Here is a 25,721-nt window from a genome sequence, read left to right on the forward strand (position 1 = left end):
TCACTCCTTGGAAACGTCACGGCTTCACTCCTTCGAGATGCGCGCCCGTGGCGAGCTGCAGCGCTGCCCGGGCCAGGCGAGCCTCGAACCGGCTCCGGACGAGGAGCGTGCGGGCACCGGCCAGGGCGGAGTCGGCGTCGAGGACGTCGGTGAGCGGCAAGAGGCCTTCCCGGTAGCGGTTGTCGCGCAGCGTCCGGGCCGACTCGGAGGCCGAGACGGCCTCGGCCGCCGAGCGGATCCTCACGTCTGCGGCCTCGACGGCGCGCTGCGCCTCCTCGACCTCGCGTCGCGCCTGCTGCTCCTGCCAGCGCGCCGCCTCCTCCGCCGCGCTGGCCCGCAGCCGCGCGGCCTGCGTCGCGCGCACGTCGCCGAGCGCGAGCTGCCACCGCGCGACGATCATCCCGGTGAACCACGTCGCGCCCTGGTCGATCGCCGAGCGCATGGTCTCCACCGACGCCTGGGCGAAGACCTGCGGGAGGAGGCTTCCGCGCTCCACGCCGACCATCTCTCGCGCCGCCTCGGCCCGCGACCGGGCGGCGCGGAGGTCGGGCCGGGCCTCGAGGGCGGCGCCGGATTCAGGTCCCGCCGGCGCCACCTCGATCGGCGTCACGAGCGCGGCGCTTCTCGCCGGCTCTCCGCTGAGGAGCGCCAGCGCGGATCGGGCGGACGCGAGCCGTTGCTCCGCCGTGGCGCGGTCCGCCTCGGCCTGGGCCCGGAACGCCGCCGCCCGCGCGACGTCGGCATCGAGCGCGACGCCCTTCGCGTTCCGGTCCCTGACGAAGCGCTCGGTCTCGCGGGCATGCGCGAGCACGTCGTCCGCGTAGGCGACGCCCTGAGCCGCCGCGAGCGAGCCGAAGTACGCCTCGGTCACCGCCAGCGCCAGCTCGTCCCGGCGCCGCTCCAGCGTGCGCCCGTCCGCGTCCGCCTGGGCCCGGGCCGCCCGGATGCCGGCCTCGATCCGGCCCCCGGCGTAGATCGGCTGCGTCAGCGTGGCGCCGAGCCCGACACCGCCGGTGAACGGCGGCGCGTTGAGCCGGTCGGGCGAGAGGTCCTCCGCCGCGATGCGCTGCTGATCGAGCCTGAGCCCGAACGCCGCGACCGGCTCTCCGGTGCCGACGCCGCGCGCCGAGAGCGCCAGGCTCGGAAGGCGCCCCGCCTCGGCCGAGCTCGCCTGCTTGCTCGACGCCTGCGCCTGGAGGGAGGCGGCGGAGAGCCCCGGGTTCGCCGCCCACGCCCGCCGGATCGCGTCCTCGAGCTCGAGGTCGTCCGCCACCGCCAGGAACGGCGCGAGGAGCAGGGCAACGGCGGCCAGGCGACGCGTTCCGGAGATCGCCCGTGGAGGTCTCGAGCTCACGCCGGCGATGAGGGCGTCGTACTCGGGGCAGAACGCTTTCGAGGACATCGTGTGGATCTCCTGTCGTCAGGCGCCCCGCCGCTCGTCGCAGGCGCCAGCGCCGACGTCGCCCATCGCACGGCGCGTACCAAGGCGGCGGCGGCGACGATCCCCTTGTCCTGCAGCGGCTTCCGTGCGGTGGGCGCTCCCGAGGGGATCCGGCGAGATCTCGCCATCGACGAGGGGACGTCGCGCGCCACGACGAGATCCCGTCGCCTGCGTCGGCCTGCGTCGGATGGACGATGTCGAGGGCGTGCCGGGGAACCCCGGGCGGGGCGCTCCCGCTGCTCGGGGACCTCGGGCGAACGGTCGACCGCGACCGCCCTGACGAGCGATTGTCAGCGCGTTTCGTCTGTCGGGCCGCTGCCCGTCACGGCTCGCCCCACGGCGGCTGGCTCACGGTTCCGCGCGCGGGTCCAACCGCCCGTTCAGCTCCAGAGATCGTGCATCCGCTTCCGGATCTCCGCGCTCACGCCCGACTCCACCGTGGGGAGCGCTTCGGCCCGAAGCGCCTCGGGCGCGGCGGCGCGCTCGTCGAACGCGGCGCGCACGGCCGGCGGGAGGAACCGCGTGAGCTGCGCGTAGCTGTGCTTGCCGCCCACGCCCGCCGGCCGGTCGTACCAGCGGAGCGGGAAGAGCACCGTGAGGTGATCGCGCGCGCGCGACAGCGCGACGTAGAAGAGGCGCAACTCCTCGTCGATCTCCTCGGGCCTGCCGGTGGCCAGGTCCGAAGGGATGTTGCCGTCGGCGGCGTGGATGACGTACGTCGCGTCGAACTCGAGCCCCTTCGCCGAGTGGATGGTGCTGAGGACGAGGTAGTCGTCGTCGAGCGACGGGGGTCCGGCGAGCTCCTGGGTGGACTGCGGGGGATCGAGCGTCAACTCCGCGAGCATGGTCGAGCGATCCGTGAAGGCGGCCGCGGCATGCTCCAGCTGCTCGAGGTCGCGCAGGCGCGCGTCGGCGTGGTCGTACCGCGCCTCGCAGAGCGGCGCGTAGAAATCGCGGACGCGGTGCACCTGCACCGGCAGGGCAGGGCCGTGCGGGGCCGAGAGCTCCTCGCACATCGCGACCAGTGCGGGCCAGCGCGGCGCCGCGGCCGCCGGAGGGCGCGCGGCGCGCCAGGGCGCGAACCCGCCGTGGGCCACCACGGGGTCGAGCAGCGCGCGAGCGATGTGCGGCCCGATCCCGGGGAGGAGCGAGAGGACGCGCGTGCCGGCCACGAGGTCGCGCGGGTTCTCCAGGAGGCGCAGGAACGCGAGGAGATCGCGGACGTGGGCCGCCTCGAGGAATCGCAGCCCGCCGTACTTGCGGAAGGGGATCCCCCGCCGGCCGAGCTCGATCTCGAGCTGCGCGCTGTGGTGCGACGCGCGGAAGAGCACGGCCTGGCGCCGGAGGTCCATCCCCTGCTCGCGCCGGGCGAGCACGCGCTCGATGACGAGCTCGCTCTGCTGCTCCTCGTCGCGGCAGGTGACGAGCTCGGGCCGCTCCCCGCCCGGACGCGCGGACCACAGCTCCTTGGCGTGCCGCTCGCGCGCCTGCGCGATGACCCTGTTCGTCGCCTCGAGCAGCGTCGGCGTGCTGCGGAAGCTCTGCGTGAGGACGACCGACCGCGCACCGGGATAGCGCAGCGGGAAGTCGAGGATGTTGCGCACCGTCGCGGCGCGGAACGAGTAGATGGCCTGCGCGTCGTCGCCGACGACCGTCAGCCCGCGCCCGCTCGGGCGCAGGCGCTCGAGCAGATCCGCCTGCAGCGCATTCGTGTCCTGGTACTCGTCCACCAGCACCGCGTCGAAGCGGCCGCGCACGATCGGCCCCGCGGCCGGATCGGCGAGCAAGCCATCGAGGAAGACGAGCAGGTCGTCGAAGTCGAGCACGTTCTGCTCGGCCTTGCGGTCGGTGTACGTCCGGAACAGGAGCTTCAGCCCGTCCTCGTGCTCCTTGCACCAGGGGAAGCCGCGATCGAGCAGGGTCCCGAGCGGCTCCCGGGCGTTCACGCACCGGCTGTAGATGTCCGCGCACGTCGCCTTGCGAGGGAAGCGCCGGTCCCCTCGGGCGAGGTCGAGCTCGGCGCGCAGGACGTCGAGCAGGTCCTCCGAGTCGGCGCGGTCGTGGATCGTGAAGCCTGGGTGGAGCCCGATGTGCTCGCCGTGGAGGCGCAGGAGCCGCGTCGCGACCGCGTGGAACGTGCCGCCCCACACGCGCCCCGAGGCGGCCCGCCCCCTGGCCCCGCCGTTCAGGAGCCCGTCCACCCGGCGCAGCAGCTCGGCCGCGGCGCGCCGGGCGAAGGTGACCAGCAGGATGCGCTCCGGCCGGACCCCGCGGTCGATGAGGTGGGCCACGCGGTGCGCGAGCGTGGTGGTCTTGCCGGTCCCGGCGCCCGCGACGATCAGCAGCGGCTCGTCGCCGTGCGCCGCGGCCTCGCGCTGCCGATCGTCGAGCGCATCGAGCTTCACGGCGTCGAACGATACTCCGGCGCGCGGCGCTGCTCAAGCGTTCAGCCCCGGCGTGAGCGCGTCGGCGATTGTCTCCCGGTTCGAGCGGCAACGAAGCTCGTCGAGCGGTAGGAGAGGCGGACCATGCGCTCGGACATCGCGCCCGGAGGCGTCTTTCCCGACTACGAGCTGCCCGATCACACCGGCACGCCGCGCAGGCTCAGCGAGCTGCAGGGCGACGACCCGCTGATCCTCACGCTGGCGCGCGGCCATTACTGCCCTAAGGAACACCAGCAGCATCTGGAGCTCGCCGCGTTCTATCCGAAGATCGCGGTGGCATACACCCAGGTCGTGACGATCTCCACCGACGACCACCACACGATCCAGGAGTTCCGTGCGTCGGTCGGCGCCCAGTGGACGTTCCTCTCCGACCCTGACCGAAGAGTCCAGAGGGACCTCGACATCCAGGAGTACACCGACCCGGAGCACGATCCGATGATCCCGCACACGCTCGTGCTCAAGCCGGGCCTCGTGATCCACCGCATCTACAACGGCTACTGGTTCTGGGGCCGCCCGTCGGTCATCGACCTGTGGCACGACCTGCGCGCCGTGACGAGCGAGATCCGTCCCGACTGGGACCTGAGCACCCCTGGACTCCGCAAGGCGTGGGACGCGGGCGACCACTCGCCGTTTCACGGGTGGAACAAGCGGCCGGGTGAGAAGCCGTCCGTGCCTTGACCACGGCGCCCATGCCTGCGAGCACCTCGACCTGCTCGTTTCAGTGTAGGTTCCTCGCGTGACCGACGCGAACCCGCCCGCCCCGCCCAGCCCGCCGTTCCCGAACATCCCCGTCGGAGCCCACGTCACGAGCCGTCACGCGCCGGAGTGGGGCAAGGGGATCGTCCTGGGCAAGGACGGCAAGCTCGCGCGCGTCCTCTTCGTGGCGCATCCCTCCAGGAAGCAGGTCGTCGTCCCGTCCGCCTCGCTCGTGGTCGAGCACGTCAGCACCTGGCCCGACCCTTCGAAGTCCGCGGCTGCCACCTCGAGCCCGGCGGCGAAGTCCTCGAAGGCGCCGCCCAAGAAGAAGCTCGACCCGCCCTAGCGGACGCGCGAGGAGGGCCTCGCGTTCTTCCTGAAGAGCCCCGTCCTCAGCCCACCGCCTTCTTCACGAGCGCGCCGATCCTCGCCTCTTCAGCGGCGGTCAACTCGAACGCGCTCTCGTCGCTCGCCCGCCAGCTGACCTGACGGCTCCCCGCGCGGCGGATGGCCGCGCGACGACATCGGCACCCGGATCCCCTGGCGGCGCCTGGCCCTCGGGACTACCTCTCCGCTTGCTGCCCCGCAGGTGAGGCGCTCGCCCGGGGTAGCGCGGGGACCTGCTTCTTCCTGGGGGACCGATATGGCACGGGCCGTCACGCTGTTCACGGGCCAGTGGGCGGATCTTCCGTTCGAGACGCTCTGCCAGAAGGTGAAAGCGTTCGGGTACGACGGGGTGGAGATCGCCTGCTGGGGCGATCACCTGGACGTGCAGAAGGCGGCCACCGATCCCGTCTACGTGCAGCGCAAGAAGGCCGTGCTCGCCGAGCACGGGCTGTCCGTCTTCGCGCTCGGTGGGCACCTCGCCGGGCAGTGCGTGGGCGACCAGTGGGATCCGCGCCTCGACACCTTCGCGCCGGCCGACTGCAAGGGCCATCCCGAGAAGATCCGCGCCTGGGCCATCCAGGAGATGAAGTACACGGCGCGCGCCGCCCGGGCGATGGGCTGCAAGGTGGTCACCGGCTTCATGGGCTCGCCGGTGTGGGGATACTGGTACTCGTTCCCGCCCACCCCGGAACGGATGATCGACGACGCCTTCCGGGAGATCGTCCGCCTCTGGACGCCCATCCTCGACGAGTTCGACGCCTGCGGGGTGCGCTTCGCCCTCGAGGTCCACCCCACCGAGATCGCGTTCGACTACTACACGGCGCGGCGCCTGCTCGAGGCGTTCGAGCACCGGCCGACCCTGGGCTTCAACCTCGACCCGAGCCACCTGCAGTGGCAGGGCGTGAAGCCGCACCTCTTCGCCCGCGACTTCGGGAAGAGGATCTTCCACGTGCACATGAAGGACACCGCGGTGACGCTCGACGGGCGCGCGGGGATCCTGGGCTCGAACCTCGCCTTCGGCGACAGCCGGCGCGGCTGGAACTTCCGGTCCCTCGGCCACGGCGACGTGGACTTCGACGCCATCATCCGCGAGCTGAACGACGCGGGGTACACCGGGCCGCTCTCGGTCGAGTGGGAGGACGCCGGCATGGATCGCGAGGCGGGAGCCCGCGAGGCCCTGCAGTTCGTCCGCAGGGTGGACTTCGCGCCCTCGTCCCTCGCCTTCGATGCGTCGATGAAGAGCTCCTGAGGCGGCCCGATCCGGGCGCTCGGCCGCGCGGGAGGGGCCGGACTCCGCATGGAAAACGCGCTCATTCGCATGCGAGCTCTGCGGAAGGAATTCGCCGGCCACCCGGTGCTCCGCGACGTCGACGCGGAGATCCACCGCGGCGAGATCCTCGGCCTCATCGGGGAGAACGGGGCCGGGAAGTCGACCCTCGTGAAGATCCTGGCCGGCATCCACGAGCCGACCTCCGGAAAGCTGGAGCTCGAGGGGCGCGCGGTCTCGTTCAGGTCCCCCTCGGACGCGCGGCGCGCCGGGGTGAGCCTCGTGCCCCAGGAGTTCAACCTGGCCGCGGACCTGAGCGTGGAGGAGAACGTCTTCCTCGGCGCCGAGCTGCTCACGGGTCGCCGCACGCTCGATCGCACGCGCATGCGCGCCCGCACCCTGGAGCTCCTCTCCGAACTCGGCGCGAGCGCGGCGCCCGCCGACCGGATCGACGGCCTGAGCGCCGCGCAGAAGCAGCTCGTGGAGGTGTGCAAGGCCCTGGCGTTCGACGCCAGGCTCCTCATCCTGGACGAGCCGACGACCATGCTCACCCGGCGTGAGATCGATCGTCTCTTCACGCTGATGCGGGCGCTGAAGACGCGCGGGATGACGCTGGTCTACGTCTCGCACAAGCTCGCGGAGGTCATGACGATCTGCGATCGGGTCCTCATCCTCAGGGACGGGCAGCTCGTGCACGAGGCGCCCATCTCGGAGATCGGGCCGGCCGAGATGGCGCGCCGCATGGTCGGGCGGGAGCTCCGGGAGATCTACCCGCCGAAGCGGAAGGTCGAGGGCGGGCCGGTGCTGGAGGTCCGCGGCCTGACCTCGCCCGGGGCCTTCACGGACGTCTCCTTCACGGTGAGAGAGGGCGAGATCCTGGGCCTCGCGGGGCTCGTCGGCGCCGGACGGACCCAGACCGCCGAGGCGCTCATGGGGCTGCGCCCGTCCTCGGGGAGCGTGCGCGTCGGCGGGGCGGACGCCAGGGCGAGGCGCTCCGAGCAGGCGGTCCGGAACGGCCTGGGATACCTGTCGGAGGACCGGCAGGGATCGGGCGTGCTGGCGGGCTTCGGCATCGCCGAGAACGTCACCCTCGTGTCCATCCGGGACTACTGCAGCTTCCCCGGGGTCATCGACCGGGAGAAGGAGCACGAGCAGGCGCGGACCTGGCGCGAGCGGTTCCGCATCAAGGCACCCGACCTGGATGCGCCGCTCGAGTCGCTGTCCGGCGGGAACCAGCAGAAGGTGTCGCTGGCGAAGGCGCTCGATCCCCGGCCGCGCGTGCTGATCGTCGACGAGCCCACCCGCGGGGTCGACGTGGCCGCGAAGCAGGAGATCTACCGGTTCCTGTCCGAGCTCGCGGCGAAGGGAACCGCCGTCCTGCTCATCTCCAGCGAGCTCGAGGAGATCCTCGGCATGTGCGACCGAGTCATCGTCATGCGCGAGGGGCACATCGCCGGCGAGCTCGAGGGCGCCGCGGTGCGAGAGCACGAGATCATGTACCTGGCCACCGGGATCGAGACGGGTGCGAGCGCGTGAACGCCGTCCTCCAGGGATTCCGCCGCATCGAGAAGGAACGCTACGCGGCCTTCGCCGCGCTCGCGATCCTCAGCATCCTCTCCGCGATCCTGAGCCCGTTCTTCCTGCAGCCGCAGAACCTGCTCAACATCGTCAGGCAGGTCTCGTACACGGGGATCATCGCGCTCGGGATGACGTTCGTCATCGTGTCGGGCGGCATCGACCTCTCCGTGGGGTCCATGGCCGCCTTCGTCGGCTCCCTGGCCGTCATCACGCTCAACGCCTCGGTGAACGCGGGGCTCCCGGAGTGGGTCGCGGTCGCGGCGGCGGTGGTCTGCGCCGTCCTGGTCGGGGTCGCCTGCGGCCTCGCGAACGGGGTCCTCGTGACGAAGGGCCGCATCGCGCCGTTCATCGTCACGCTGGGCACCATGGCCCTCTTCCGCTCCCTCTCCCTGTACATGGGGAACGCGGGCGAGTTCCGATCGGAGTCCATGGTCTTCGGCGAGCTGGGATCGTCCGCGCCGCTGGGCGTGCCGCTCCCCGCCTTCATCCTGATCGGCCTCGCCGGCGCGCTCTCCTTCGTCTTCACCCGGACCCGGTACGGGCGCTACGTGCGCGCCGTGGGATCGAACGCGCGGGTCGCGCGCTACTCGGCCATCGACGTCGACACGACGCGCCTTTTGGCCTACGCGCTCGTCGGCCTCATGGTCGGCGTCTCGGCGGTGCTGATCGCGATGCGCTTCAACTCGGTCGGCTCCTCCACGGTCGGCATCAACTACGAGCTGGACGCGATCGCCGCCGTCATCATCGGCGGCACCTCCATGGCCGGCGGGCGGGGCACGGTGTGGGGGACGGTCGTCGGCGCCATCACCCTCGGTGTCATCAACAACATGCTCAACATGGTGGGGATCTCTCCGTACCTGCAGGGGACGGTGAAGGGCCTCGTGATCATCGGGGCGGTGTTCATACAGCGGCAGCGGCAATAGGGAGCGGGCGCGTCGAGCTAGAAGGCGTCGCGACAACAAAGGCGCCGGCCGATCGGGGCGGCGCCACCATGGAGGCCACGATGAAGAAGCTGCTGATGGCGTTGTGCATCGCGTTGCTCGCGGTGACGGGGAGCCGGGCGTCCGCCCAGGACGCCACGACGAAGAAGATCAAGATCGGCGTCACCATGCCCACGGCCGACCACGGCTGGATGGGCGGCTCCAACTGGTGGGCGAAGAAGGCGATGGATGACTGGAGGAAGAAGGATCCGAACGTCGACTTCGTCTTCAAGACCTCGGGCGACGTGACCAAGCAGGTCGCGGACATCGAGGACATGCTGGTCCAGGGCGTCGACGGGCTCGTGGTCTTCCCCTTCGAGTCCGCCCCGCTCACGCCGGTGGTCGAGAAGGCCTTCAAGAAGGGCGTCTACGTCGTCGTGCTGGATCGCGGCGTCACCAAGCCCGTGTACGACGTCTACCTCTCCAACGACGACGAGTCCTACGCGCGCCAGGCGATGGAGTGGATCTGCAAGGAGCTGAACTACAAGGGCAACGTCGTCCTCATCGAAGGGGTCCCGAGTGTGATCAGCGACCTGCGCACCAGGACCGCCAAGCAGATCGCCGCCAGGTACCCCGGCATCAAGATCCTCGACTCGCAGCCCGGGTACTGGAACAAGGAGAAGGCGCTCGCGGTGATGGAGAACTACCTGGCCAAGTACAAGTCGATCGACGCGGTGTACACGGCGGACGACGACATGCTGGAGGGCGCGCTCCAGGCGTACAAGGAGTCCGGCCGCAAGGACATCAAGATCATGTTCGGCGGCGCCGCGAAGAAGGAGATCGTGAAGCGCATCATGGACGGCGACCCCCTGGTCCGCGCCGACGCCACCTACCCGCCGGACGTCGTCGCCTCGGGCGTCTCGCTCGCCGTCGTCGGCCTGCGCCAGCGCGTGTTCGAGGGCTTCTACCAGAAGAAGCTCCCGCTCCGGATCATCCTGGGGAGCGAGCTCATCACCCGCGCCAACGCCAAGAGCTACTACGTGCCGGAGGCGGTGTTCTAGGCGACAGGAGGCTCGTATGCGCCCAGGAGCCAGCCCGACCGCGTGCATCGTCGGCGCCGGTTTCGTCGGACCGGCGCACGTCGAGGCGCTGCGCCGGAACGGCGTCGAGGTGCGCGCCCTCGTGGGCGCCGACGAGGAGCGGGCGCAGAGGAGCGCGGCGGAGCTCGGCATCCCGCGCGCCTATGGCTCCCTTGGGGCCGCGCTCGATGCGTCGGGGGCGGACGTGTACCACCTGGCCGTCCCCAACGCGCTCCACGCCCCGTTCGCGCGCGAGGTGATGGCGGCGGGGCGCCACGTCGTCTGCGAGAAGCCGCTCGCGCTCACGAGCTCGGAATCGGCCGAGCTCGTCGAGCTGGAGAAGAAGGCGGGCGTCGTGGCGGCGGTGGCGTACAACCTCCGCTTCTATCCCTTGGTCTGCGAGGCGCGCGAACGCATCCGCGCAGGCGCGCTCGGGAAGGTCCACGCCGTCCACGGCTCGTACTTGCAGGACTGGCTCCTCCACGACACCGACTGGAACTGGCGGCTGGATCCAGCGCAGGGCGGCGCCCTGCGGGTGGTGGCGGACATCGGGACGCACTGGCTGGACCTGGTTTCCTGGACGACCGGATCGAAGGTGTCTCGCGTGCTCGCCGACTTCTCCACGGTCCACCCGACGCGGCGCCGGCCCAGGGGCGAGGTGCTGACCTTCTCCGGGGGCGCAGCTCCCGTCGAGCGCGAGAACGTCGCCGTGTCGACCGAGGACCAGGCGGCCATCCTGCTCCGCCTCGAGAACGGGGCCCTCGGCTCGGTGGTCGTCTCCCAGGTGAGCGCCGGACGGAAGAACGCGCTCTCCTTCCAGGTGGACGGGGGAACGGGCTCACTGGCCTGGAGCTCCGAGGAGCCGAACCACCTCTGGCTCGGGCACCGCGAGCGGCCGAACGAGATCCTGGAGAAGGACCCGTCCCTCCTCTCCGCCGCGGCGCGGGCGCGGACCGCGTACCCCGGAGGACACCAGGAAGGCTACCCCGACACGTTTCGCCAGCTGTTCTCGAGCGTGTACGCGTACGTCGCTGGGGGCGACTTCGCTGCTCCCCGGGATTTCCCGACCTTCGCGGATGGGCACCGGGAGATGCTCCTTTGCAACGCTCTCCTGGAGAGCTCCCGGACCGGACGCTGGGTCGAGCTTCCGGGGTGAGGTCGGGGCGCCCGAAGGCTGTGGGCAGCGCACAGAACCGCACGAGACCGCGTCCGACCTCGACCTGACGGGCACTCGTCCGAGACGCCACGCCCGCCGTCGCGGAACTCAGCATCCGTTGCGATCCTCTTCAGCGGAGCCGGCGCGCTCCACCGTGCGCCACACCGCGCGCTCCTCGTAACTCTGCGAAACCAAGCCGGATCCGTGCGGCGCGCCCTGCCCTGCTCGGCTGGCCCATCGCTTGCGATGCATGGGAACCAGGTAGCGAGCGAAGCAGAGCAGCAGGAACACCCGGAGCAGCAACGAAAAGGAGCACGCCATGATGTTCGCCTTCGCGCTGGCCCTGATCGGCATCGTCGTCCTCAAGACCCTCGAAGTCGCGGCGAACGCGTAGCTCCCGGCGCCTCGAGCCGGACAGCGGAAGACGAGGAGTACGCCATGCCCCACGAGTTCCTCTCCATCTACCCGGCGAAGCTGATGGAGTACTGCCTCGCCATCAGCTACCTGCTCCTCTTCATCCCGTTCTGGCGGTACGTGCAGGGCGGGCGCAGCGAGCCCATCCTCGCCCTGCGTACGGCGGTGCCGGGGCGGCCCGAGCTCGCCGCCGCGGCCGCTCACTTCAAGCCCGCCGGCGCCGTCGCGCTGCCGCGCTCCGCCGGCGCGGGCTGGTTCCACGTCCCGCCGGGCGTCCACCTCCACCCCGGCCACACCTGGGCGCGCCTCGACGCGGACGGCCTCGTCTCGGTCGGCATCGACGACTTCGCCCACAAGCTCGTCGGGCCCGCCGCGGTCGCGCTCCCCGCGCTCGGCGCGAAGGTCCTCCAGGGCGAGCCCGCCATCGCCTTGCGCGATGGCGGCCGCGACGTCCCCATGCTCTCGCCGGTGGACGGCACCGTGGTCGCGGTGAACCCCGCCGCGAATCCCGCCGCGCTCGAGGATCCGTACGGCGCAGGCTGGCTCTTCAAGGTCGAGGCGCCACGACTCGCCGCGAACTTCCGCCAGCTCCACGCCGACCGTCCGGCGCTCCGGATGCTCGAGGACGCGGGCGAGGCGCTCGCGCAGAGGATGAACCCTGAGCTCGGGCAGGTGCTGCAGGACGGCGGCACCCCGGTCCACGGCATCGCCCGCGCGCTCGCCGGCGACCGCTGGGACGCGCTCGCCCGGGAGCTCTTCCTGACCTGAAGCGGCGACCCGGCCACGACCGTCGAAGCGGCGGGGAGCCCTGAACCGGCTCCCCGCGCGCGTTTTCACGGGTCGATCCTCGACGCCACCCACACTGCCAGGCTGCGACACCCTGCCACTCGGGCGTCCACCTGACGTTTCCTGCGGGATCTTTCCCGCGCGACCCCGGATCGCTCCGCATGGTGGCATTCGCGCCGAAGGGCGAGAGTGGAATCAGGAAGGAGCACGACATGACGACCTACGAGAGCGGCGCAACGGTGAACGGCGGCTTCTACTTCAACCCCTCGCGCTGGACCATCGACGCAGTGGCCCACGACGGCGCGCGCCTCCCGAACGCCCCCGGACGCTGGCTGCGCGTCCCGGCGGCCATGGCGCTGGTGCTCACGCCCATCCTCGGCGCGACCTTCCTCGTCTTCCTCCCGCTCGTCGGGTTCGTCCTCGCCGCGCGCTCCCTCGCCTCCGTCGGCGTCCGGATGCTCGGCGGCCCCGCCACGGAGCTCGCGGCCACGATGAGCCCGGGCTTGCCTCTCGGCGAGGCGCACTTCACCGGGCGCGCCGGTAGCGAAGGCGGAGCGGGGAGCGAGGTCGACGCGCGGCTCGACGCGCTCGAGCGCGAGATCGCCGACCGGCGACGCGCGGCGGCCAGCGAGTAGGCCCGCGCCTCACTCGACGCGGAACGGGGCCCGGTCGCTCACGCGGTCGGGCCCTGTGCGTTGGAGGCGGCGCTCTTTGCTCGCGCTCTCGTGCACGACTCGAGCTGGACGTTGCCCAGCGGCGGCTGGCGTCCACTCGAAGGCTCGAGAAGACGCGGGCAGGTAGCCGGCTCCTCCAGACTCACGTACCGTGGTTCCCGTGAAGATCTTCGTGGATGCCGATGCCTGTCCTGCGGCGGTGAAGGAGATCGTCATCCGGGCGGCGGAGCGCCTGGCCGTCGCTACGGTCTTCGTGGCCAACAAGAACATCCGGTTACCGCCCTCACGGTACGTCTCGACCGTTCGAGTGGCGATGGGCCTCGACGTCGCGGATGGATACATCGCGAAGTCGGCAAAGGCCGGCGACCTCGCCATCACGGCCGACATCCCGCTGGCCGCTGCCCTCGTCGCCTGCGGTGTCGTGGTGCTCGACCTGAGGGGCACCGTCTACACCGAGGAGAACGTCGGCGAGGCGCTCGCGGTGCGGAATTTCCATCACGAGCTGCGCGAGGGCGGGGTCGTGACGGGCGGCCCGAGCGGATTTGGACCCAAGGAGACGCGGGAGTTTGCCGGAGCCTTCGATCGCGAGGTCTCGAAGGCGATGCGGCGACCACCGTGATTGGACGCAGCGGAAGCGCTGCCGACGGTCACGCTGCATGTTCGGCGCGCCGCCACCGATCAGACGAGCGCACCTGGGAAGGGCCCGCGGGAAAGTAGCGGCGCCGGCAGGAGCGAGTGGGGCATGCTGTGGGCGTGCTCCGGGATGTCCTCCGCGCCGCCCTTTCGGTCCTCCTCGCCGTGTTCGTGCTCGCGCGCGTTCTCATCTGGTGGATGACGCGGCGGGACCGTCTCAGGGCCAGGGCGCCCCTGCCGACGCCAACGCCGCCGCCAGGGCCGCCGCTCGCGGGCACGAGCGCGCCGCTCCCGGCCCTGCTCGAGGCGCACCGCGCTCGCCTCGAAGCGCTGCTCGCGCCCGCGGCGCGGCTCGAGCCGCTCGAGAGCCTCGGGCACGACGCGGGGCCGGGGGCCGGGCCCGCGTCGACCCAGCTCGGCGGCGCCCCGCACCTTCCCTCCGACGTGCCCTGGCCCGCGGGGCCGGACCGACCGCTGTCCTTCCTCGCCGAGCTCGACCTCGCAGCCCTCCACGCGCGCGCGCCCGAGGCAGCGGCCGGACTCCCTTCCGACGGCCTCGTCCTCCTCTTCTACGACGTCGACGCGATGCCCTGGGGCTTCGAGCCCGCCGACCGCGAGCGCTTCGCGGTGCTCCACGTCCCTGCGGGCGCTCCGCCCCGCACAGCGCCGGAGGGCGCCACTGTCTTCCCGACCCGGAGGCTCGCGCCCGTTCCGGTCCGCGTGCTGCCGATGGCCGAGGAGCTGCCCGGGCCCGCGTTCGCCGGCGACGGCGCCGATGAGGCCTACATCGCTCACGCCCTCGCGCTCTCCGCCGAACCGGACCACCGCGTCCGTGGCTTCGCCGGCTGGATCCAGTCCGACGCCCGCGAGGAGGCGGCGCTCACGGCGTCCGGCTTTCCAACCGGCTCTCCGGCGCAGGTCGACGCGGCCCGGCGGAGCGCGGGCGCGCTCCGTCCGGAGGCATGGCGCCTGCTACTCCAGCTCGACTCGGATCCGCTGGCCCGCTTCGAGTGGGGCGACGCGGGCCGCCTCTACCTGCTCGCGAGGGACGAGGACGTGCGCGAGCGCCGGTTCGACCGAACCTGGCTCGTCCTGCAGTGCCACTAGCAGTCGACCCGCGTTCCTCGTCGCGCAATTCGTGAGTTCTCGCGCGGCACGAATGGTCCACGTGGATCACTCGTCGCGTCGAGCGCACGCCCCCGCCACACGGCGTCGCGGAACTCAGCATCCGTTGCGATCTTCTTCAACGGACTCGCTCGAAACCGGCGCGCTTCACCGTGCGCCAGAACGCACGCTCCTCCCAACCCTGCGGAACCAAGCCGCGATCCGCGTGGGGCGCCTTCGCTGCCCGGCTGGCCCGTCGCTTGCGATGCATGGGAACCAGGAAGCGAGCGAAGCGGAGCAGCAGGAACACCCGGAGCAGCAACGAAAAGGGAGCACGCCATGATGTTCGCCTTCGCGCTGGCCCTGATCGGCATCGTCGTCCTCAAGACCCTCGAGCTCGTCGCGGCGAACTCGTAGCTTCCGGAGCCTCGAGCCGGACACGCAGAAGACGAGGAGGTCGCCATGCCCCACGAGTTCCTCTCGATCTACCCGGCGAAGCTGATGGAGTACTGCCTCGCCATCAGCTACCTGCTCCTCTTCATCCCGTTCTGGCGGTACGTGCAGGGCGGGCGCGGCGAGCCGATCCTGGCGGTGCGCGCCGCGGTGCCCGCGCGCCCCGAGCTCGCCGCCGCGGCCGCTCACTTCAAGCCTGCCGGCGCCGTCGCGCTGCCGCGCTCCGCCGGCGCGGGCTGGTTCCACGTCCCGCCGGGCGTCCACCTCCACCCCGGCCACACCTGGGCGCGCCTCGAGTCGGACGGCCTCGTCTCGGTCGGCATCGACGACTTCGCCCACAAGCTCGTCGGGCCCGCCGCGGTCGCGCTTCCCGCGCTCGGCGCGAAGGTCCTCCAGGGCGAGCCCGCCATCGCGCTGCGCGACGAGGGTCGGGACGTCCCGATGCTCTCGCCGGTGGACGGCACGGTCGTCGCGGTGAACCCCGCCGCGAATCACGGCGCGCTCGAGGACCCGTACGGCGCGGGCTGGCTCTTCAAGGTCGAGGCGCCACGACTCGCCGCGAACTTCCGCCAGCTCCACACCGACCGTCCGGCGCTCCGGATGCTCGAGGAGGCGGGCGAGGCGCTCGCGCAGAGGATGAACCCCGAGCTCGGGCAGGTGCTGCAGGACGGCGGCACCCCGGTCCACGGCATCGCCCGCGCGCTCGCCGGCGACCGCTGGGACGCGCTCGCCCGGGAGCTCTTCCTGACCTGAAGCGGCGACCGGCCACGACCGTCGAAGCAGCGGGGAGCCCTGATCCGGCTCCCCGCGCCCGTTTCCACGGATGGATCGTCGAGCCCGCCTGGGAGCGGCGACTCCCCGGGAGAATTCTACCGGCGTGCCCCCCGCCGGCGCGGCTGCAGCCCGAGCCGCAGCTGCGCGGGCGCACCCGGCAGCCGCTTTCGCCGCTGCTCTGCCAGCACCGCGCGAACGATCGCGCCGGCCCGCTCGCCCGGGTTCGCCCCGAGCTGCGCGCGGTCCTCCTCGGTGAGCCGGATCACGAGCTCCACGGCCGCACCGTGCGGGCGTTCCCGCAGCGGCATCATGGGCCGTCCGCGCTGGCGCGCCTTGCGGTGGCCCTCGCAGAGCCCGCCGCTCGCCGCGGGACGCGTGCAGGCCCACGCCGTGCCCTCGTGCGTGCCCTGGGCGATGCAGGTTGCGCGGGTGGCCACGCGACGCATGCCAGGAGGATGGCACGGCCGCCCGAGCGCTGTCATCGGGACTCCCAGCCGCAGGCTAATCCGCGTCGTTCAACGCCGTGGCCCGGCGCAACGCGGCCGCGTCTCGCGCGCAGAGGCGCGCACCCTTGCGATCGGTCTCGGCGAGCGTGTTCGAGAACCACATCGCGCAGCGCGGGTCCTTGCAGTGACCGAGCCCGTACGTGTGACCGAGCTCGTGGACGGCCTCGGTGGCCGCGCGTCGAAGGGTGCGCTGCGGATCCCGGGGCGCCACCAGCCGCGCGAGCGAGAAGAGCGCCGCGCCCAGCGCGGCGTCGGCTACGCCGAAGACGAAGTTCAGGTCGGGGACGAAGAGATCCACCTCCGCGACCCCGAGGATCCTCTCGCAGCGGGCCGCTCGCGTCGGGGCGAGCGCGTCGAGGAGGTCGGTCGCGAGCCATTGGCCACGGGCGGGCCGGTAGGCACGAAGAGCGAGCGGCAGGCCAGGCGCGTCGATGACCTCTCGACCGAAGGTATCCTCGAGGACGGAGTGCAGATGCCTGACGACGGCAGGGGCTGCGCGCCCGACCGGCGCGACCGCGATGATGCGCGCGGCTCGCTGCGCGACACTTCCTGGACCAACCGCCATACCCTCTTGACCGTAGCGACGGATCCGCCGGCTCGCCCGTGCGAGGGGCGAGAATGGCGGCGATGAGGGGAGTTCCGGTCGACACCCGCGCGCGCGAACCCGCATACGTGCGGTTGCTCGCATCGGGCGAGCTCGACGAGCGCGCTCGAATCGCCTCGCGCCACCTCGAGTCGTGCGATCTCTGCGGTCGCCATTGCCGCGTGAACCGGAAAGAGTCCGCCCGCGGCGCCGTCTGCCGCACTGGCGAGCGGGCACGCGTCGACGCTGCCTTCCCGCACTTCGGCGAGGAAGCGTGCCTCACGGGCTGGGCGGGGTCCGGCACGATCTTCTTCTCCTGGTGCAACCTGCGTTGCGTGTACTGCCAGAACTGGCAGCTGTCCTGGGCAGGCGAGGGGCGCGAGGTCGAGCCGGAGGAGCTCGCCGGCATGATGCTTTCGCTCCAGCGCGTGGGTTGCCACAACGTGAACCTCGTGTCCCCGAGCCACGTCGTCGCGCAGGTGCTCGCGGCGCTGCCGATCGCCGCGTGCGAAGGCCTTCGCCTCCCGCTCGTGTACAACTCGGGCGGCTACGACAGCCCCGAGGCGCTCGCGCTCCTCGATGGCGTGATCGACATCTACATGCCGGACATGAAGTATGCGGACCCTGACCTGGCCCGCCGCTACTCGCACGTGCGCGACTACGTGGCCGTGAGCCGCGCCGCCGTTCGCGAGATGCACCGCCAGGTCGGCGAGCTCGTCGTCGATCCGGACGGGATCGCGCGGCGCGGGCTGCTCGTGCGGCACCTGGTCCTCCCGGGCGGCCTGTCCGGCACCGAGGAGGTCCTGAGGTTCGTCGCGGAGGAGCTCTCGCCCGACACCCATGTGAACCTGATGGGCCAGTACCGGCCGTGCTTCAGAGCGTTCGAGCACGAGACGCTCGCCCGGCGCCCGACGGCCGCGGAGCTGCACGAGGCGCGCGACGCGGCGAGCCGCCTCGGGCTGCGGCGGCTCGATCCTGCGTCGGTCCGGTGAAGCGGGAGCGCCGTGAGCAGGCCTCGCCGTCGCTCACGCCCGGGGATGCCGCTGGCGACCGCGTTCGGCGACCCAGCGCACGATGTCGCTCGTCGTGATGATGCCAGACAGCCTGCCGTCGTTCGCGACCACGAGCGCGCGGTGGATCCCGCGCTCCGCCATGAGCGTGGCCGCCTCCGCGACGGGGGCGCTCTCGGGCACGGTCAACGGCGAGCGCGTCATGACGTCCGCCACGGAGCCGTCCGGCGGCGGCTCCGCATGAACGCCCCGCCCCAGCTCGACGCGGTAGTGACCTCGGCTGACCCGGGCGCCGGCGGCCATCGCCTCGCCCGTGTCCCCGGCGTCGAACCGGTGATCGAGCACGTCCGTCCTCGAGACGACGCCGATCGGGCGCCCTTCCCCGTCGACCACCGGCGCGCCCCCGAAGCCCCGTTCGAGCAGCAGCTCCGTCACGGCCTCGAGCCCGAGGTCCGGACGCACCGCGAACACGTCCCTCGTCATGACGGCCGACACCGGCGCGCGCTCCGCCGCCTTGCGGGCCTCCTCCCGGCGGGCCTCTGCGCCGGCCCCGACCTGACGGCACGACGCGTACTCGAGGTGCGTCACCGCGTCGTGCGTGACTCCCCCGCTCTCGGCGCAGGCGAGGCACTGCTCGAGCGCCACCGTCCGGTCGTGAGCCGGGCAGTGAACGCGCTGCAACTCGGCCGCCTGGCCGTCTCCGGAGAGTACGTGGATGTTTCGGATGTCCAGGAGCGTTCGAATCACCCCCTCGTCACGACCGGGCGCGCCCCGGTTCGGCGTTCCGGGGCCACCGCCCCATCCGCCGGACCGGCTTCCACCTCGCGTCGGTCGATGCCTTGCGGATCACCTCCCCGACGAGCTCGAGGAGATCGGTCACCGTCACGATGCCGACGAGCTTCGAGTCCTCCATCACCGGGAGGCAGCCGATGGTCCTGCCACGAAGCATGTTCGCGGCCTGGCGGATGGTCGTCTCCGCCTTCGCGGTCGCGACGTCGCGCGCCATCAGGTCGCCGACCGTGCGGCCGGTGCGCAACGTCGTCCCGCGGCTTCCGCCGAGATCCCGCTCGGACAGGATGCCGATCACGTGCTTGCCCTCCATCACGACCAGGTGACGGATGCGATGCAGGCGCATGCGCCGGTACGCGTCCTCGGCCGACTCGGTCGGAGCGGCCGTCTTCACCTCACGCGTCATGATCTCGCCGACTCGCATGGAGCCCCCCACCGGACGTTCCCTGCCCGGCTCACGCCGCTGCCGCCTCCGGCGCGCGCCTCGGCTCGACGACCGCGGCGAAGGCTGCGTTCACGTCGCTCGCTGCCACCGCCTTGTGGGTGTGCGCCGCCCGCGCGAGATCGCCGAGGGTGATCATCCCGACGAGCTTGCCCGCGTCGACGACCGGCAGCCTCCGGACCCGTTTCGACCGCATCAGCTGCTCGGCCTCACCCACCGTGTGCGCCGGCTCGATCGTGAACACCACCTTCGACATGGCGTGCTCGACCGGGATGGCCGCGAGCGGCTCGCCCGTGAAGTACGCGCTCATGCACAGGTCCCGGTCGGTCACGATCCCGACGATCTTCTCGTCCGCGCCGAGCACGGGCACCGCGCCGATGTCGTGCTCCCACATCACCCTCGCGGCGACCGACATCGGGTCGTCGGCGCGGCACGTCCAGACCGCCCGCGTCATCAGCTCCTGCACCTTCACCTTCATCGCTCCACCTCCGGGATCGAGAGCGTAGACCTCCGCGCGCTCGCGAGTTTCCGGTCCTCCGGATTCGCCGGTTGGGGGCGTGCGTGGCTCCGGCGCGCTCGCGCCGCTCGGCCGCTCGCCCGTCGTTCCGGGTTCGCGCGAACGGCGCTCTCCGGAAGGCCCGATGGACGGACGTGAATGCCCGGGGCGATGATCGCGCCGAGCAAGCGGCCCCGGCCCATGTTGCCCGGGTGACGGAGCCCGGCGGTGGCGCTTCGCGAGCGGGGTAGAGCGATGTTCCACGACAGGACGCAGGCGGGCCGTCTCCTCGCCGGGAAGCTGGAGCCGTTCCGGGCGGAGCGGCCGATCGTGCTCGGTCTCACGCGAGGTGGCGTCCCCGTCGCCGTGGAGGTGGCGCGTCTCCTCGACGCGGAGCTCGACGTCATCGTCGTTCGCAAGCTCGGCGCGCCGGGGTCGCCGGACTTCGCGCTCGGCGCGATCGCCGAGGGCGGCGCGGTTTACGTGAGCCACGAGGCCCTGCGCGACGTGGGCGTCGGCGACGCCTGGGTGGAGGCGGTCGGGGTCCGCGAGGGCGCCGAGATCGCCCGCCGGATCCAGGCCTATCGAGGCGGCCGGCCGCTGCGCGACCTCACGGGAAGAACGGCCATCGTCGTCGACGACGGCGTCGCGACCGGCGCGACGGCGCTCGCCGCCGGGCGTGCGGCGAGGCAGCGCGGGGCGGCCCGCGTCGTGCTCGCGGCGCCGGTGATCGCCGCGGCGTCGCAGCCGGAGCTCCGCTCGGAGTTCGACGCCATCGTCGCGGTCGAGCTGCCGGAGGTCTTCTTCGCCGTGGGTCAGTGGTACGAGCGGTTCGAGCAGGTCTCCGACGAGGACGTGATCGACTGCATGCACCGCGCGAGCGCGCCGGACGGGGCTCGAGAGCTGGAGCGGATCGAGCCGCCGCCGCATCCGGTGGACTAGCCCCTGATCGTCGCGTCGCAGCTCGGAATCGAGCGGGCATGGAGGACGCGCTGGACCTTCGCGTCCTTCACCGTGAGCAACTCGCGTAGCGAGCGTTCAGGCGCACCCCCCGTCGGGGAGAAGGATGGTCTCGTTCGACGGGCTGGCGTGGCCCTTATCATTGGGCGATGAACCGTCCTGCCCTGGCGAGCAAGGAGGAGCTGAGGGACATCGCACGGCGAGCGATGATCCAGCGTGGGCTGCTGCCGGAGTTCTCACCCGCAGCGCTGGCAGAGATGAGCGCGATCACGCGGGCCGCGACGGAGGTGAGCCCTTCGATCCGCGATCTCCGCGGCCTGCCGTGGGCGTCGATCGACAATGACGACTCCCGCGATCTCGACCAGCTCTCCGTCGCGGTCCCGGCCGCGAGCGGCGCGGTGAAGATCCTGGTCGCGATCGCCGACGTCGACTCCACGGTCCGGAACGGTTCCGCGATCGATGGGCACGCGCGGGTCAACACCACCTCGGTCTACACGGCCGCCGAGATCTTCCCGATGCTCCCCGAGAAGCTCTCGACCGATCTCACCTCCCTCGGCGAAGACCAGGAGCGCCTCGCGATCGCCATCGAGATGACCGTCGGCGGCGACGGCGCGGTGACGTACTCCGACGTCTACCGGGCGGTCGTCCTGAACCACGCGAAGCTCGCGTACGACGGCGTGGCGGCCTGGCTCGACGGCGCGGCGCCCCCACCGCCCGTCGTCTCGGCGGTGCCGGGGCTCGACGAGCAGCTGCGCATCCAGGATCAGGTCGCGCAGCGGATGAAGCGCCTGCGAACCCAGCACGGCGCGCTCGACCTCGAGACGATCGAGGCCCGCCCCGTGTTCGAGGACGGTGTGCTGACCGCTCTGCGGCCGGACGAGAAGAATCGAGCCAAGGCGCTGATCGAGGACTTCATGATCGCGGCGAACGGCGTGACCGCGAGGTATCTCGAACGCAAGGGGTTCCCCTCGTTCCGCCGCGTGCTGCGCTCGCCCGAGCGCTGGGCGCGGATCGTCGACCTGGCGGCCGCCGTGGGCGAGCACCTGCCCCCGGAGCCGAGCGCCCTCGCGCTCGAGGGCTTCCTCACGAAGCGTCGCCGGAGCGATCCCGCCCGCTTCGCCGACCTCTCGCTCTCGGTCATCAAGCTCCTGGGCTCGGGAGAGTATGCGCTGGAGCTTCCCGGTGAGCAGGCGACGGGACATTTCGGCCTCGCAGTGCAGGACTACACGCACTCCACCGCGCCGAACCGGCGTTTTCCCGATCTCGTCACGCAGCGCATGCTCAAGGCGGCGCTGGCCGGACGCGCGCCACCCTATGGAAACGACGAGCTCGCCGCGCTGGCCCGGCATTGCACCGAGCAGGAGGGGAACGCGGCCAAGGTGGAGCGGCAGGTGCTGAAGTCCGCGGCCGCGCTGCTCCTCGCGCCGCGGATCGGCGAGCGGTTCGATGCGATCGTGACCGGCGCGTCGGAGAAGGGGACGTGGGTCCGCATCTCCCGGCCACCCGTGGAAGGCAAGGTGGTGCGCGGCTTCGAGCGTCTCGACGTGGGCGACCGGCTCCGTGTGGAGCTCGTGCACACGGATGTCGAGCACGGCTTCATCGACTTCGTCCGAGCTCGCGAGGGCACATGAACCGCACCCCGAAACCCCACGCTTCGCTCGCGTACCAGAACCGGGAGTTCCTGGACAGCGACGGGGCGCGGCCGCTGCGCATCCTGGCCGAGTACCTCGCTCCGCTCGAGGTATTCCGCCGGGAGCGCATCCACGACACCGTCGTCTTCTTCGGCTCCGCGAGGCTCTCGCCCGATGGTCCGCTCGGCCACTACTACGAGGAAGCGCGAGCGCTCGCGCGTCTCGTCACCGCGTGGTCGAAGAGCCTCCCGTCGGGCGCCCACCGGTACATCGTCTGCTCCGGCGGAGGCGGCGGCATCATGGAGGCCGCCAACCGGGGCGCGTCCGAGGCGGGAGGAAGGACCATCGGGCTCAACATCGGGTTGCCGCGCGAGCAGCGGCCCAATCCCTACATCACGCGAGAGCTCTGCTTCGAGTTCCACTACTTCTTCATGCGCAAGCTGTGGTTCGCACACCTGGCACGCGCGCTCGTGGTCTTTCCTGGCGGGTTCGGCACGCTGGACGAGCTGGCCGAGATCTTGACCCTGCAGCAGACCGGGAAGCTGACGCGACGGACGCCGGTCCTGCTCTACGGCTCGACGTACTGGAACGAGATCGTCAACTTCGACGCCCTCGTCCGTCACGGCATGATCAGCCGCGAGGATCTCGATCTGTTCACGTTCGCCGACGACCCTGCCACCGCGCTCGGCCTGCTCCAGTCCTGGCTGCGCCCCGAGCCGGAAGCGGTGACGCCCGCCTTCGCGAGCTCGCGAACGCCACCGTGACGCAAGGCAGCTCACCGACGACGCGTTCGTGCTGGCAGACCTGATCGGCCGCAGGAGCAATGCAATGAAGATCGGGAACGTCAGCTTCGGCGGCACGGCGGCGATCGTGACCAGCGTGGCGCTGATCTTCGGCCTGGACGCGGCGACCGCGACGAAATCCACCATCGTGAGCGGCTTGCTGATCGTCGCGCTCGCGGACAACCTCACCGACGCGCTCAGCATGCACATCTATCAGGAATCCGAGCGGCGGCTCGAGGCACGCGAGGGATTCATCGCGACCTGGAGCAATTTCGTCACGAGGCTGCTGCTCGCGTTGACGTTCGTGTTGCTCGTCGTCCTGCTGCCGATCGGCAGCGCGGTCATCGCCTCGGCGGCCTGGGGGCTGTCGTTGCTCGTCGCCCTCACGTGGGCCCTCGCCCGGGAGCGGAAGGTCAGCTTCGTGGTCGAGCTGGGCAAGCACTTCGCCGCGGCGCTCGCGGTCATCCTCGCCAGCAGAGGCATCGGCGCCCTGATCACGGCGCAGCTCCCGTGAGAGCTGCGCCGGTCCGAGCCTGTCGAAAGGGCGAGAGGGCGACGGGTTGCGTCTTCGCCTGGGCGACCCGAACTTTCGGGGTGGAGGTCGCATGGCCCGAGATCGACCCTCGCGCCTGGCGCGCAGGATCGGGCTCGGGGTGGGGGCCCTGGCCGGCGCTCTGGTCCTCTTCCTCGCCACCCTCGTCCTGCTCGTCGACTCGGGCTCCGTCACCCGACGGGTGACGGAGCTGATCCTGCCCCGCGCCTCGGCAGCGCTCGGCCGCGACGTGACGGTGCGCGGCGCCCGGCTGGGCGTGCTGCCCCACCCGCACGTCCGGTTCGACGGCCTCCGGATCGCCGGCAGGCCGGGTGAGCCCGCGCTCGCGGAGGCAGAAGCGCTCGACGTGGAGGTGGGGCTCTGGCCACTCCTCCTGTCGCTCGGCCGCGAGGTCGACATCCGCGCCGTCTCGCTCGTTCGCCCCACCGTGAACGTGGTGCGGGCCGCCGACGGGAGCTGGAGCTTCGATGGGCTGGGCGCGCGCGCCGCCGGCGCCGCGCCGCCGTCGCCTGAGCCGACCGGCAGTGGCCGGGAGACGGTGGTGGCGGTGGGCGAGCTCCGGATCGAGGATGGAACCATCCGGGTGGTGGACCGGAGCGCCGGCGCGGAGGCAGCCGCGGTCGCCCTCACCAGGCTCGACCTGCGGGCGAGCGGCATCGGCGCCGGGCAGCCGCTCAGCCTGCGGTTCGCGGCGGCGCTCGCGGGCGACGTCCAGAACCTCCACGCCGACCTGGAGGTCTCGGCGCTGTCGGCGGCGGCACGGACCGCCGGCGCAGACCGGGCCGCGGTGGAGGGATCCCTGCGCCTGAGCGGTCTCCCGCTCGAGCGGATCCGCGCCCTCCTCCCCGGCGCGCTCGGCCACATCGTGCGCGCCGGCAAAGCCTCGCTCGACGCGACCGTCACCACCGCCGACGGGGCCTGGCGGTTCGACGGCCACGGCGACCTCGCCGACCTCTCGCTGCGCGGCCAGCCCGCCTCCGGCCATTTCCGGGCCGCGGCGGCGCTCCCTCTCGCCCGCCCGGCGGCGGGTCGGATCGACCTGACCGACCTGGTGGTGCGCGGCCCCGGCGTGGATCTCGGAGGCCACGCGCAGGTGGAGCTCTCGCCGCTCCGCGTTCGGTTCGTCGTGACCGGGCCGCTCCTCGACCTCGACGCGGTGATGGGGGTCTTGCCCGAGCAGCACGCCGCGCCCGCAGCGCGAAGCGCGGGCGACGGCGGGTTCCTCCCGCCCTCGCTGCGGCGACAGCTCGCGGCGGCGCAGGCGCGCGGGACCGTGGAAGTCGGGAGCCTCCGGGCCGGTCGGGTGGAAGCGACCGAAGTCAGGGCACGGGCGACGCTCCGGGACGGCGTCCTCGCCCTCGAGGAGGTGCAGGCGGCGGTCTACGGCGGGCGCTTCTCCGGCGCGGGGACGCGGGTGGACCTCGGCGCACGCGAGCCTGCGTGGCGGCTCGCGGGCCGGCTCTCCGGCCTCGACCTCGCCGCCGCCACGAAGGCCCTCTCCGGCGACTCCCCGCTCGCCGGCGCGCTCGGCGGCACGCTGGACGTGGAGGGCACGGGGACGGAGTGGGCGACGATCCGGGAAGGGGTGCACGGCCTCGCCGAGCTCGCGCTGAAGGACGGCGTGCTCACCACCGCCGACCTCGGCGCGCCGGTGCGCGCGGCGGTTTCCCGCGTCCTCCGAGTCGCCGGTCGTGGCGGCGGAGCCGGCCAGGTGGCCGGCGCAGACGGTCGCACGACGCCCATCCACGACCTCGCCGGGAGCTTCACCGTCCGGGACGGCTTCCTCACCTCGCGCGCGCCGGTCCGGTTCCGGGCGCCCTTCGGCGACGTCCAGCTCGGCGGTCGGATCGGGCTCGACGGCCGGCTCGAGCTCGCGGGCACCGCGGCCGTGCCCTGGAGCGCCCTCACCGGCCAGACCCCGGCCGCAGGGCGGCCCGCGACACTGGACGTGCCGCTCCGGGTGGGCGGGACGCTCGGGTCACCCTCGGTGAGCGTGGACGCCGGGGCCGCGCTGGCGGGGGCCGCGAGCGGCCAGGCGAAACGGGCCGCGGGGGCGGCGCGGAGCGGGGCCGAGCGCGCCGGCCGGCGCGCGCTCGACGTGCTGAAGGGGCTCGGCGGGGGGCGGCGGTGAGCGCACTGGACCGCGCGGCGGCGAGCGAAGAC

At 72.1% G+C, this 25,721-nt stretch carries 26 protein-coding genes; 18 read left to right on the top strand and 8 right to left on the bottom strand.

The features are described 5' to 3' along the window. Nucleotides 1-16 precede the first annotated feature (16 nt). Both AMOR_RS09480 and AMOR_RS09485 read right to left on the bottom strand, forming a co-directional pair. A complete protein-coding gene (locus AMOR_RS09480) occupies nt 17-1,402 on the bottom strand; it encodes a TolC family protein (protein ID WP_248360564.1) in 1,386 nt (461 codons plus the stop codon). 419 nt (nt 1,403-1,821) lie between these two features. Next, on the bottom strand, nt 1,822-3,846 hold the full coding sequence (locus AMOR_RS09485; protein ID WP_248360565.1) for an ATP-dependent helicase: 2,025 nt from the start codon (nt 3,844-3,846) through the stop codon (nt 1,822-1,824). Between the two features lie 123 nt (nt 3,847-3,969). On the opposite strand from AMOR_RS09485, the gene AMOR_RS09490 reads away from it, so the two are divergent. The 7 genes from AMOR_RS09490 (at nt 3,970) to AMOR_RS09520 (ending at nt 10,968) form a co-directional block, all read left to right on the top strand. After that, nucleotides 3,970-4,563: a redoxin domain-containing protein gene (locus tag AMOR_RS09490; RefSeq protein ID WP_248360566.1), complete on the top strand. Its 594-nt coding sequence runs from the start codon at nt 3,970-3,972 to the stop codon at nt 4,561-4,563. A 58-nt stretch (nt 4,564-4,621) separates the two neighbouring features. Beyond that, complete coding sequence (locus AMOR_RS09495; RefSeq protein ID WP_248360567.1) at nt 4,622-4,927, top strand: hypothetical protein; 306 nt, start codon at nt 4,622-4,624, stop codon at nt 4,925-4,927. 297 nt (nt 4,928-5,224) lie between these two features. Next, the gene (locus AMOR_RS09500; protein WP_248360568.1) at nt 5,225-6,217 is read left to right on the top strand and encodes a sugar phosphate isomerase/epimerase family protein; all 993 of its coding nucleotides are present in this window, start codon (nt 5,225-5,227) and stop codon (nt 6,215-6,217) included. Nucleotides 6,218-6,286: 69 nt separating this feature from the next. Next, nucleotides 6,287-7,771: a sugar ABC transporter ATP-binding protein gene (locus AMOR_RS09505; protein ID WP_248360569.1), complete on the top strand. Its 1,485-nt coding sequence runs from the start codon at nt 6,287-6,289 to the stop codon at nt 7,769-7,771. Continuing rightward, nucleotides 7,768-8,736 carry an ABC transporter permease gene (locus AMOR_RS09510; RefSeq protein ID WP_248360570.1) on the top strand — a complete coding sequence of 323 codons (969 nt, stop codon included), beginning with the start codon at nt 7,768-7,770 and terminating at the stop codon, nt 8,734-8,736. The genes AMOR_RS09505 and AMOR_RS09510 overlap by 4 nt, the downstream gene beginning before the upstream one ends. A gap of 80 nt (nt 8,737-8,816) precedes the next feature. Further along, nucleotides 8,817-9,794, top strand: a complete 978-nt coding sequence (locus tag AMOR_RS09515) for a substrate-binding domain-containing protein (RefSeq protein WP_248360571.1) — start codon at nt 8,817-8,819, stop codon at nt 9,792-9,794. Between the two features lie 16 nt (nt 9,795-9,810). Further along, the gene (locus tag AMOR_RS09520; protein ID WP_248360572.1) at nt 9,811-10,968 is read left to right on the top strand and encodes a Gfo/Idh/MocA family protein; all 1,158 of its coding nucleotides are present in this window, start codon (nt 9,811-9,813) and stop codon (nt 10,966-10,968) included. A gap of 108 nt (nt 10,969-11,076) precedes the next feature. Here the strand turns inward: AMOR_RS09520 and AMOR_RS09525 are convergent, their stop codons facing one another. Beyond that, a complete protein-coding gene (locus AMOR_RS09525; protein ID WP_248360573.1) occupies nt 11,077-11,322 on the bottom strand; it encodes a hypothetical protein in 246 nt (81 codons plus the stop codon). Nucleotides 11,323-11,406: 84 nt separating this feature from the next. Here AMOR_RS09525 and AMOR_RS09530 point away from each other — a divergent pair, with 84 nt between their 5' ends. The 5 genes from AMOR_RS09530 (at nt 11,407) to AMOR_RS09550 (ending at nt 15,785) form a co-directional block, all read left to right on the top strand. Then, entirely contained in the window at nt 11,407-12,150 is a 744-nt protein-coding gene (locus AMOR_RS09530; RefSeq protein ID WP_248360574.1) for a glycine cleavage system protein H, read from the top strand. Nucleotides 12,151-12,380: 230 nt separating this feature from the next. Next, complete coding sequence (locus tag AMOR_RS09535; protein WP_248360575.1) at nt 12,381-12,803, top strand: hypothetical protein; 423 nt, start codon at nt 12,381-12,383, stop codon at nt 12,801-12,803. A gap of 199 nt (nt 12,804-13,002) precedes the next feature. After that, the gene (locus AMOR_RS09540) at nt 13,003-13,461 is read left to right on the top strand and encodes a YaiI/YqxD family protein (RefSeq protein WP_248360576.1); all 459 of its coding nucleotides are present in this window, start codon (nt 13,003-13,005) and stop codon (nt 13,459-13,461) included. A gap of 134 nt (nt 13,462-13,595) precedes the next feature. After that, the gene (locus tag AMOR_RS09545; RefSeq protein ID WP_248360577.1) at nt 13,596-14,582 is read left to right on the top strand and encodes a YwqG family protein; all 987 of its coding nucleotides are present in this window, start codon (nt 13,596-13,598) and stop codon (nt 14,580-14,582) included. Between the two features lie 459 nt (nt 14,583-15,041). Beyond that, nucleotides 15,042-15,785 (top strand): glycine cleavage system protein H, encoded by a 744-nt coding sequence (locus tag AMOR_RS09550; RefSeq protein ID WP_248360578.1) that lies wholly within the window; start codon nt 15,042-15,044, stop codon nt 15,783-15,785. A 116-nt stretch (nt 15,786-15,901) separates the two neighbouring features. Here AMOR_RS09550 and AMOR_RS09555 read toward each other — a convergent pair whose 3' ends face one another. Both AMOR_RS09555 and AMOR_RS09560 read right to left on the bottom strand, forming a co-directional pair. After that, nucleotides 15,902-16,252 carry a hypothetical protein gene (locus AMOR_RS09555; protein WP_248360579.1) on the bottom strand — a complete coding sequence of 117 codons (351 nt, stop codon included), beginning with the start codon at nt 16,250-16,252 and terminating at the stop codon, nt 15,902-15,904. Between the two features lie 55 nt (nt 16,253-16,307). Further along, nucleotides 16,308-16,877, bottom strand: a complete 570-nt coding sequence (locus AMOR_RS09560) for a peptidase M54 (RefSeq protein ID WP_248360580.1) — start codon at nt 16,875-16,877, stop codon at nt 16,308-16,310. A gap of 62 nt (nt 16,878-16,939) precedes the next feature. Between AMOR_RS09560 and AMOR_RS09565 the strand changes: the two genes are divergently transcribed. Then, a complete protein-coding gene (locus AMOR_RS09565) occupies nt 16,940-17,887 on the top strand; it encodes a radical SAM protein (RefSeq protein ID WP_248360581.1) in 948 nt (315 codons plus the stop codon). A 33-nt stretch (nt 17,888-17,920) separates the two neighbouring features. Here the strand turns inward: AMOR_RS09565 and AMOR_RS09570 are convergent, their stop codons facing one another. The 3 genes from AMOR_RS09570 to AMOR_RS09580 form a co-directional block, all read right to left on the bottom strand. After that, entirely contained in the window at nt 17,921-18,652 is a 732-nt protein-coding gene (locus AMOR_RS09570; RefSeq protein WP_248360582.1) for a CBS domain-containing protein, read from the bottom strand. A 7-nt stretch (nt 18,653-18,659) separates the two neighbouring features. Beyond that, nucleotides 18,660-19,088 (bottom strand): CBS domain-containing protein, encoded by a 429-nt coding sequence (locus tag AMOR_RS09575; protein ID WP_248360583.1) that lies wholly within the window; start codon nt 19,086-19,088, stop codon nt 18,660-18,662. Between the two features lie 61 nt (nt 19,089-19,149). Further along, entirely contained in the window at nt 19,150-19,614 is a 465-nt protein-coding gene (locus AMOR_RS09580; protein ID WP_248360584.1) for a CBS domain-containing protein, read from the bottom strand. Between the two features lie 273 nt (nt 19,615-19,887). On the opposite strand from AMOR_RS09580, the gene AMOR_RS09585 reads away from it, so the two are divergent. The 5 genes from AMOR_RS09585 (at nt 19,888) to AMOR_RS09605 (ending at nt 25,689) form a co-directional block, all read left to right on the top strand. Further along, complete coding sequence (locus tag AMOR_RS09585; protein ID WP_248360585.1) at nt 19,888-20,574, top strand: phosphoribosyltransferase; 687 nt, start codon at nt 19,888-19,890, stop codon at nt 20,572-20,574. Nucleotides 20,575-20,741: 167 nt separating this feature from the next. Next, nucleotides 20,742-22,223, top strand: a complete 1,482-nt coding sequence (locus tag AMOR_RS09590; RefSeq protein WP_248360586.1) for an RNB domain-containing ribonuclease — start codon at nt 20,742-20,744, stop codon at nt 22,221-22,223. Continuing rightward, the gene (locus tag AMOR_RS09595; protein ID WP_248360587.1) at nt 22,220-22,987 is read left to right on the top strand and encodes an LOG family protein; all 768 of its coding nucleotides are present in this window, start codon (nt 22,220-22,222) and stop codon (nt 22,985-22,987) included. Before AMOR_RS09590 ends, AMOR_RS09595 begins: the two co-directional genes overlap by 4 nt. Before the next feature lie 28 nt (nt 22,988-23,015). Next, nucleotides 23,016-23,519: a hypothetical protein gene (locus tag AMOR_RS09600; protein ID WP_248360588.1), complete on the top strand. Its 504-nt coding sequence runs from the start codon at nt 23,016-23,018 to the stop codon at nt 23,517-23,519. A 91-nt stretch (nt 23,520-23,610) separates the two neighbouring features. Further along, entirely contained in the window at nt 23,611-25,689 is a 2,079-nt protein-coding gene (locus AMOR_RS09605) for an AsmA family protein (RefSeq protein WP_248360589.1), read from the top strand. Nucleotides 25,690-25,721 lie beyond the last annotated feature (32 nt).

This window comes from Anaeromyxobacter oryzae (assembly GCF_023169945.1).
In the GTDB taxonomy this organism is placed as follows: domain Bacteria; phylum Myxococcota; class Myxococcia; order Myxococcales; family Anaeromyxobacteraceae; genus Anaeromyxobacter; species Anaeromyxobacter oryzae.

Coding starts and splice junctions, on each gene's coding strand:
- AMOR_RS09580 (WP_248360584.1), bottom strand. CDS start 19,614: ATGAAGGTGAAGGTGCAGGAGCTGATGACGCGGGCGGTCTGGACGTGC.
- AMOR_RS09550 (WP_248360578.1), top strand. CDS start 15,042: ATGCCCCACGAGTTCCTCTCGATCTACCCGGCGAAGCTGATGGAGTAC.
- AMOR_RS09505 (WP_248360569.1), top strand. CDS start 6,287: ATGCGAGCTCTGCGGAAGGAATTCGCCGGCCACCCGGTGCTCCGCGAC.
- AMOR_RS09530 (WP_248360574.1), top strand. CDS start 11,407: ATGCCCCACGAGTTCCTCTCCATCTACCCGGCGAAGCTGATGGAGTAC.
- AMOR_RS09535 (WP_248360575.1), top strand. CDS start 12,381: ATGACGACCTACGAGAGCGGCGCAACGGTGAACGGCGGCTTCTACTTC.
- AMOR_RS09500 (WP_248360568.1), top strand. CDS start 5,225: ATGGCACGGGCCGTCACGCTGTTCACGGGCCAGTGGGCGGATCTTCCG.
- AMOR_RS09520 (WP_248360572.1), top strand. CDS start 9,811: ATGCGCCCAGGAGCCAGCCCGACCGCGTGCATCGTCGGCGCCGGTTTC.
- AMOR_RS09525 (WP_248360573.1), bottom strand. CDS start 11,322: ATGCCGATCAGGGCCAGCGCGAAGGCGAACATCATGGCGTGCTCCTTT.
- AMOR_RS09590 (WP_248360586.1), top strand. CDS start 20,742: ATGAACCGTCCTGCCCTGGCGAGCAAGGAGGAGCTGAGGGACATCGCA.
- AMOR_RS09480 (WP_248360564.1), bottom strand. CDS start 1,402: ATGTCCTCGAAAGCGTTCTGCCCCGAGTACGACGCCCTCATCGCCGGC.
- AMOR_RS09585 (WP_248360585.1), top strand. CDS start 19,888: ATGTTCCACGACAGGACGCAGGCGGGCCGTCTCCTCGCCGGGAAGCTG.
- AMOR_RS09555 (WP_248360579.1), bottom strand. CDS start 16,252: ATGCGTCGCGTGGCCACCCGCGCAACCTGCATCGCCCAGGGCACGCAC.
- AMOR_RS09605 (WP_248360589.1), top strand. CDS start 23,611: ATGGCCCGAGATCGACCCTCGCGCCTGGCGCGCAGGATCGGGCTCGGG.
- AMOR_RS09490 (WP_248360566.1), top strand. CDS start 3,970: ATGCGCTCGGACATCGCGCCCGGAGGCGTCTTTCCCGACTACGAGCTG.
- AMOR_RS09515 (WP_248360571.1), top strand. CDS start 8,817: ATGAAGAAGCTGCTGATGGCGTTGTGCATCGCGTTGCTCGCGGTGACG.
- AMOR_RS09595 (WP_248360587.1), top strand. CDS start 22,220: ATGAACCGCACCCCGAAACCCCACGCTTCGCTCGCGTACCAGAACCGG.
- AMOR_RS09560 (WP_248360580.1), bottom strand. CDS start 16,877: ATGGCGGTTGGTCCAGGAAGTGTCGCGCAGCGAGCCGCGCGCATCATC.
- AMOR_RS09565 (WP_248360581.1), top strand. CDS start 16,940: ATGAGGGGAGTTCCGGTCGACACCCGCGCGCGCGAACCCGCATACGTG.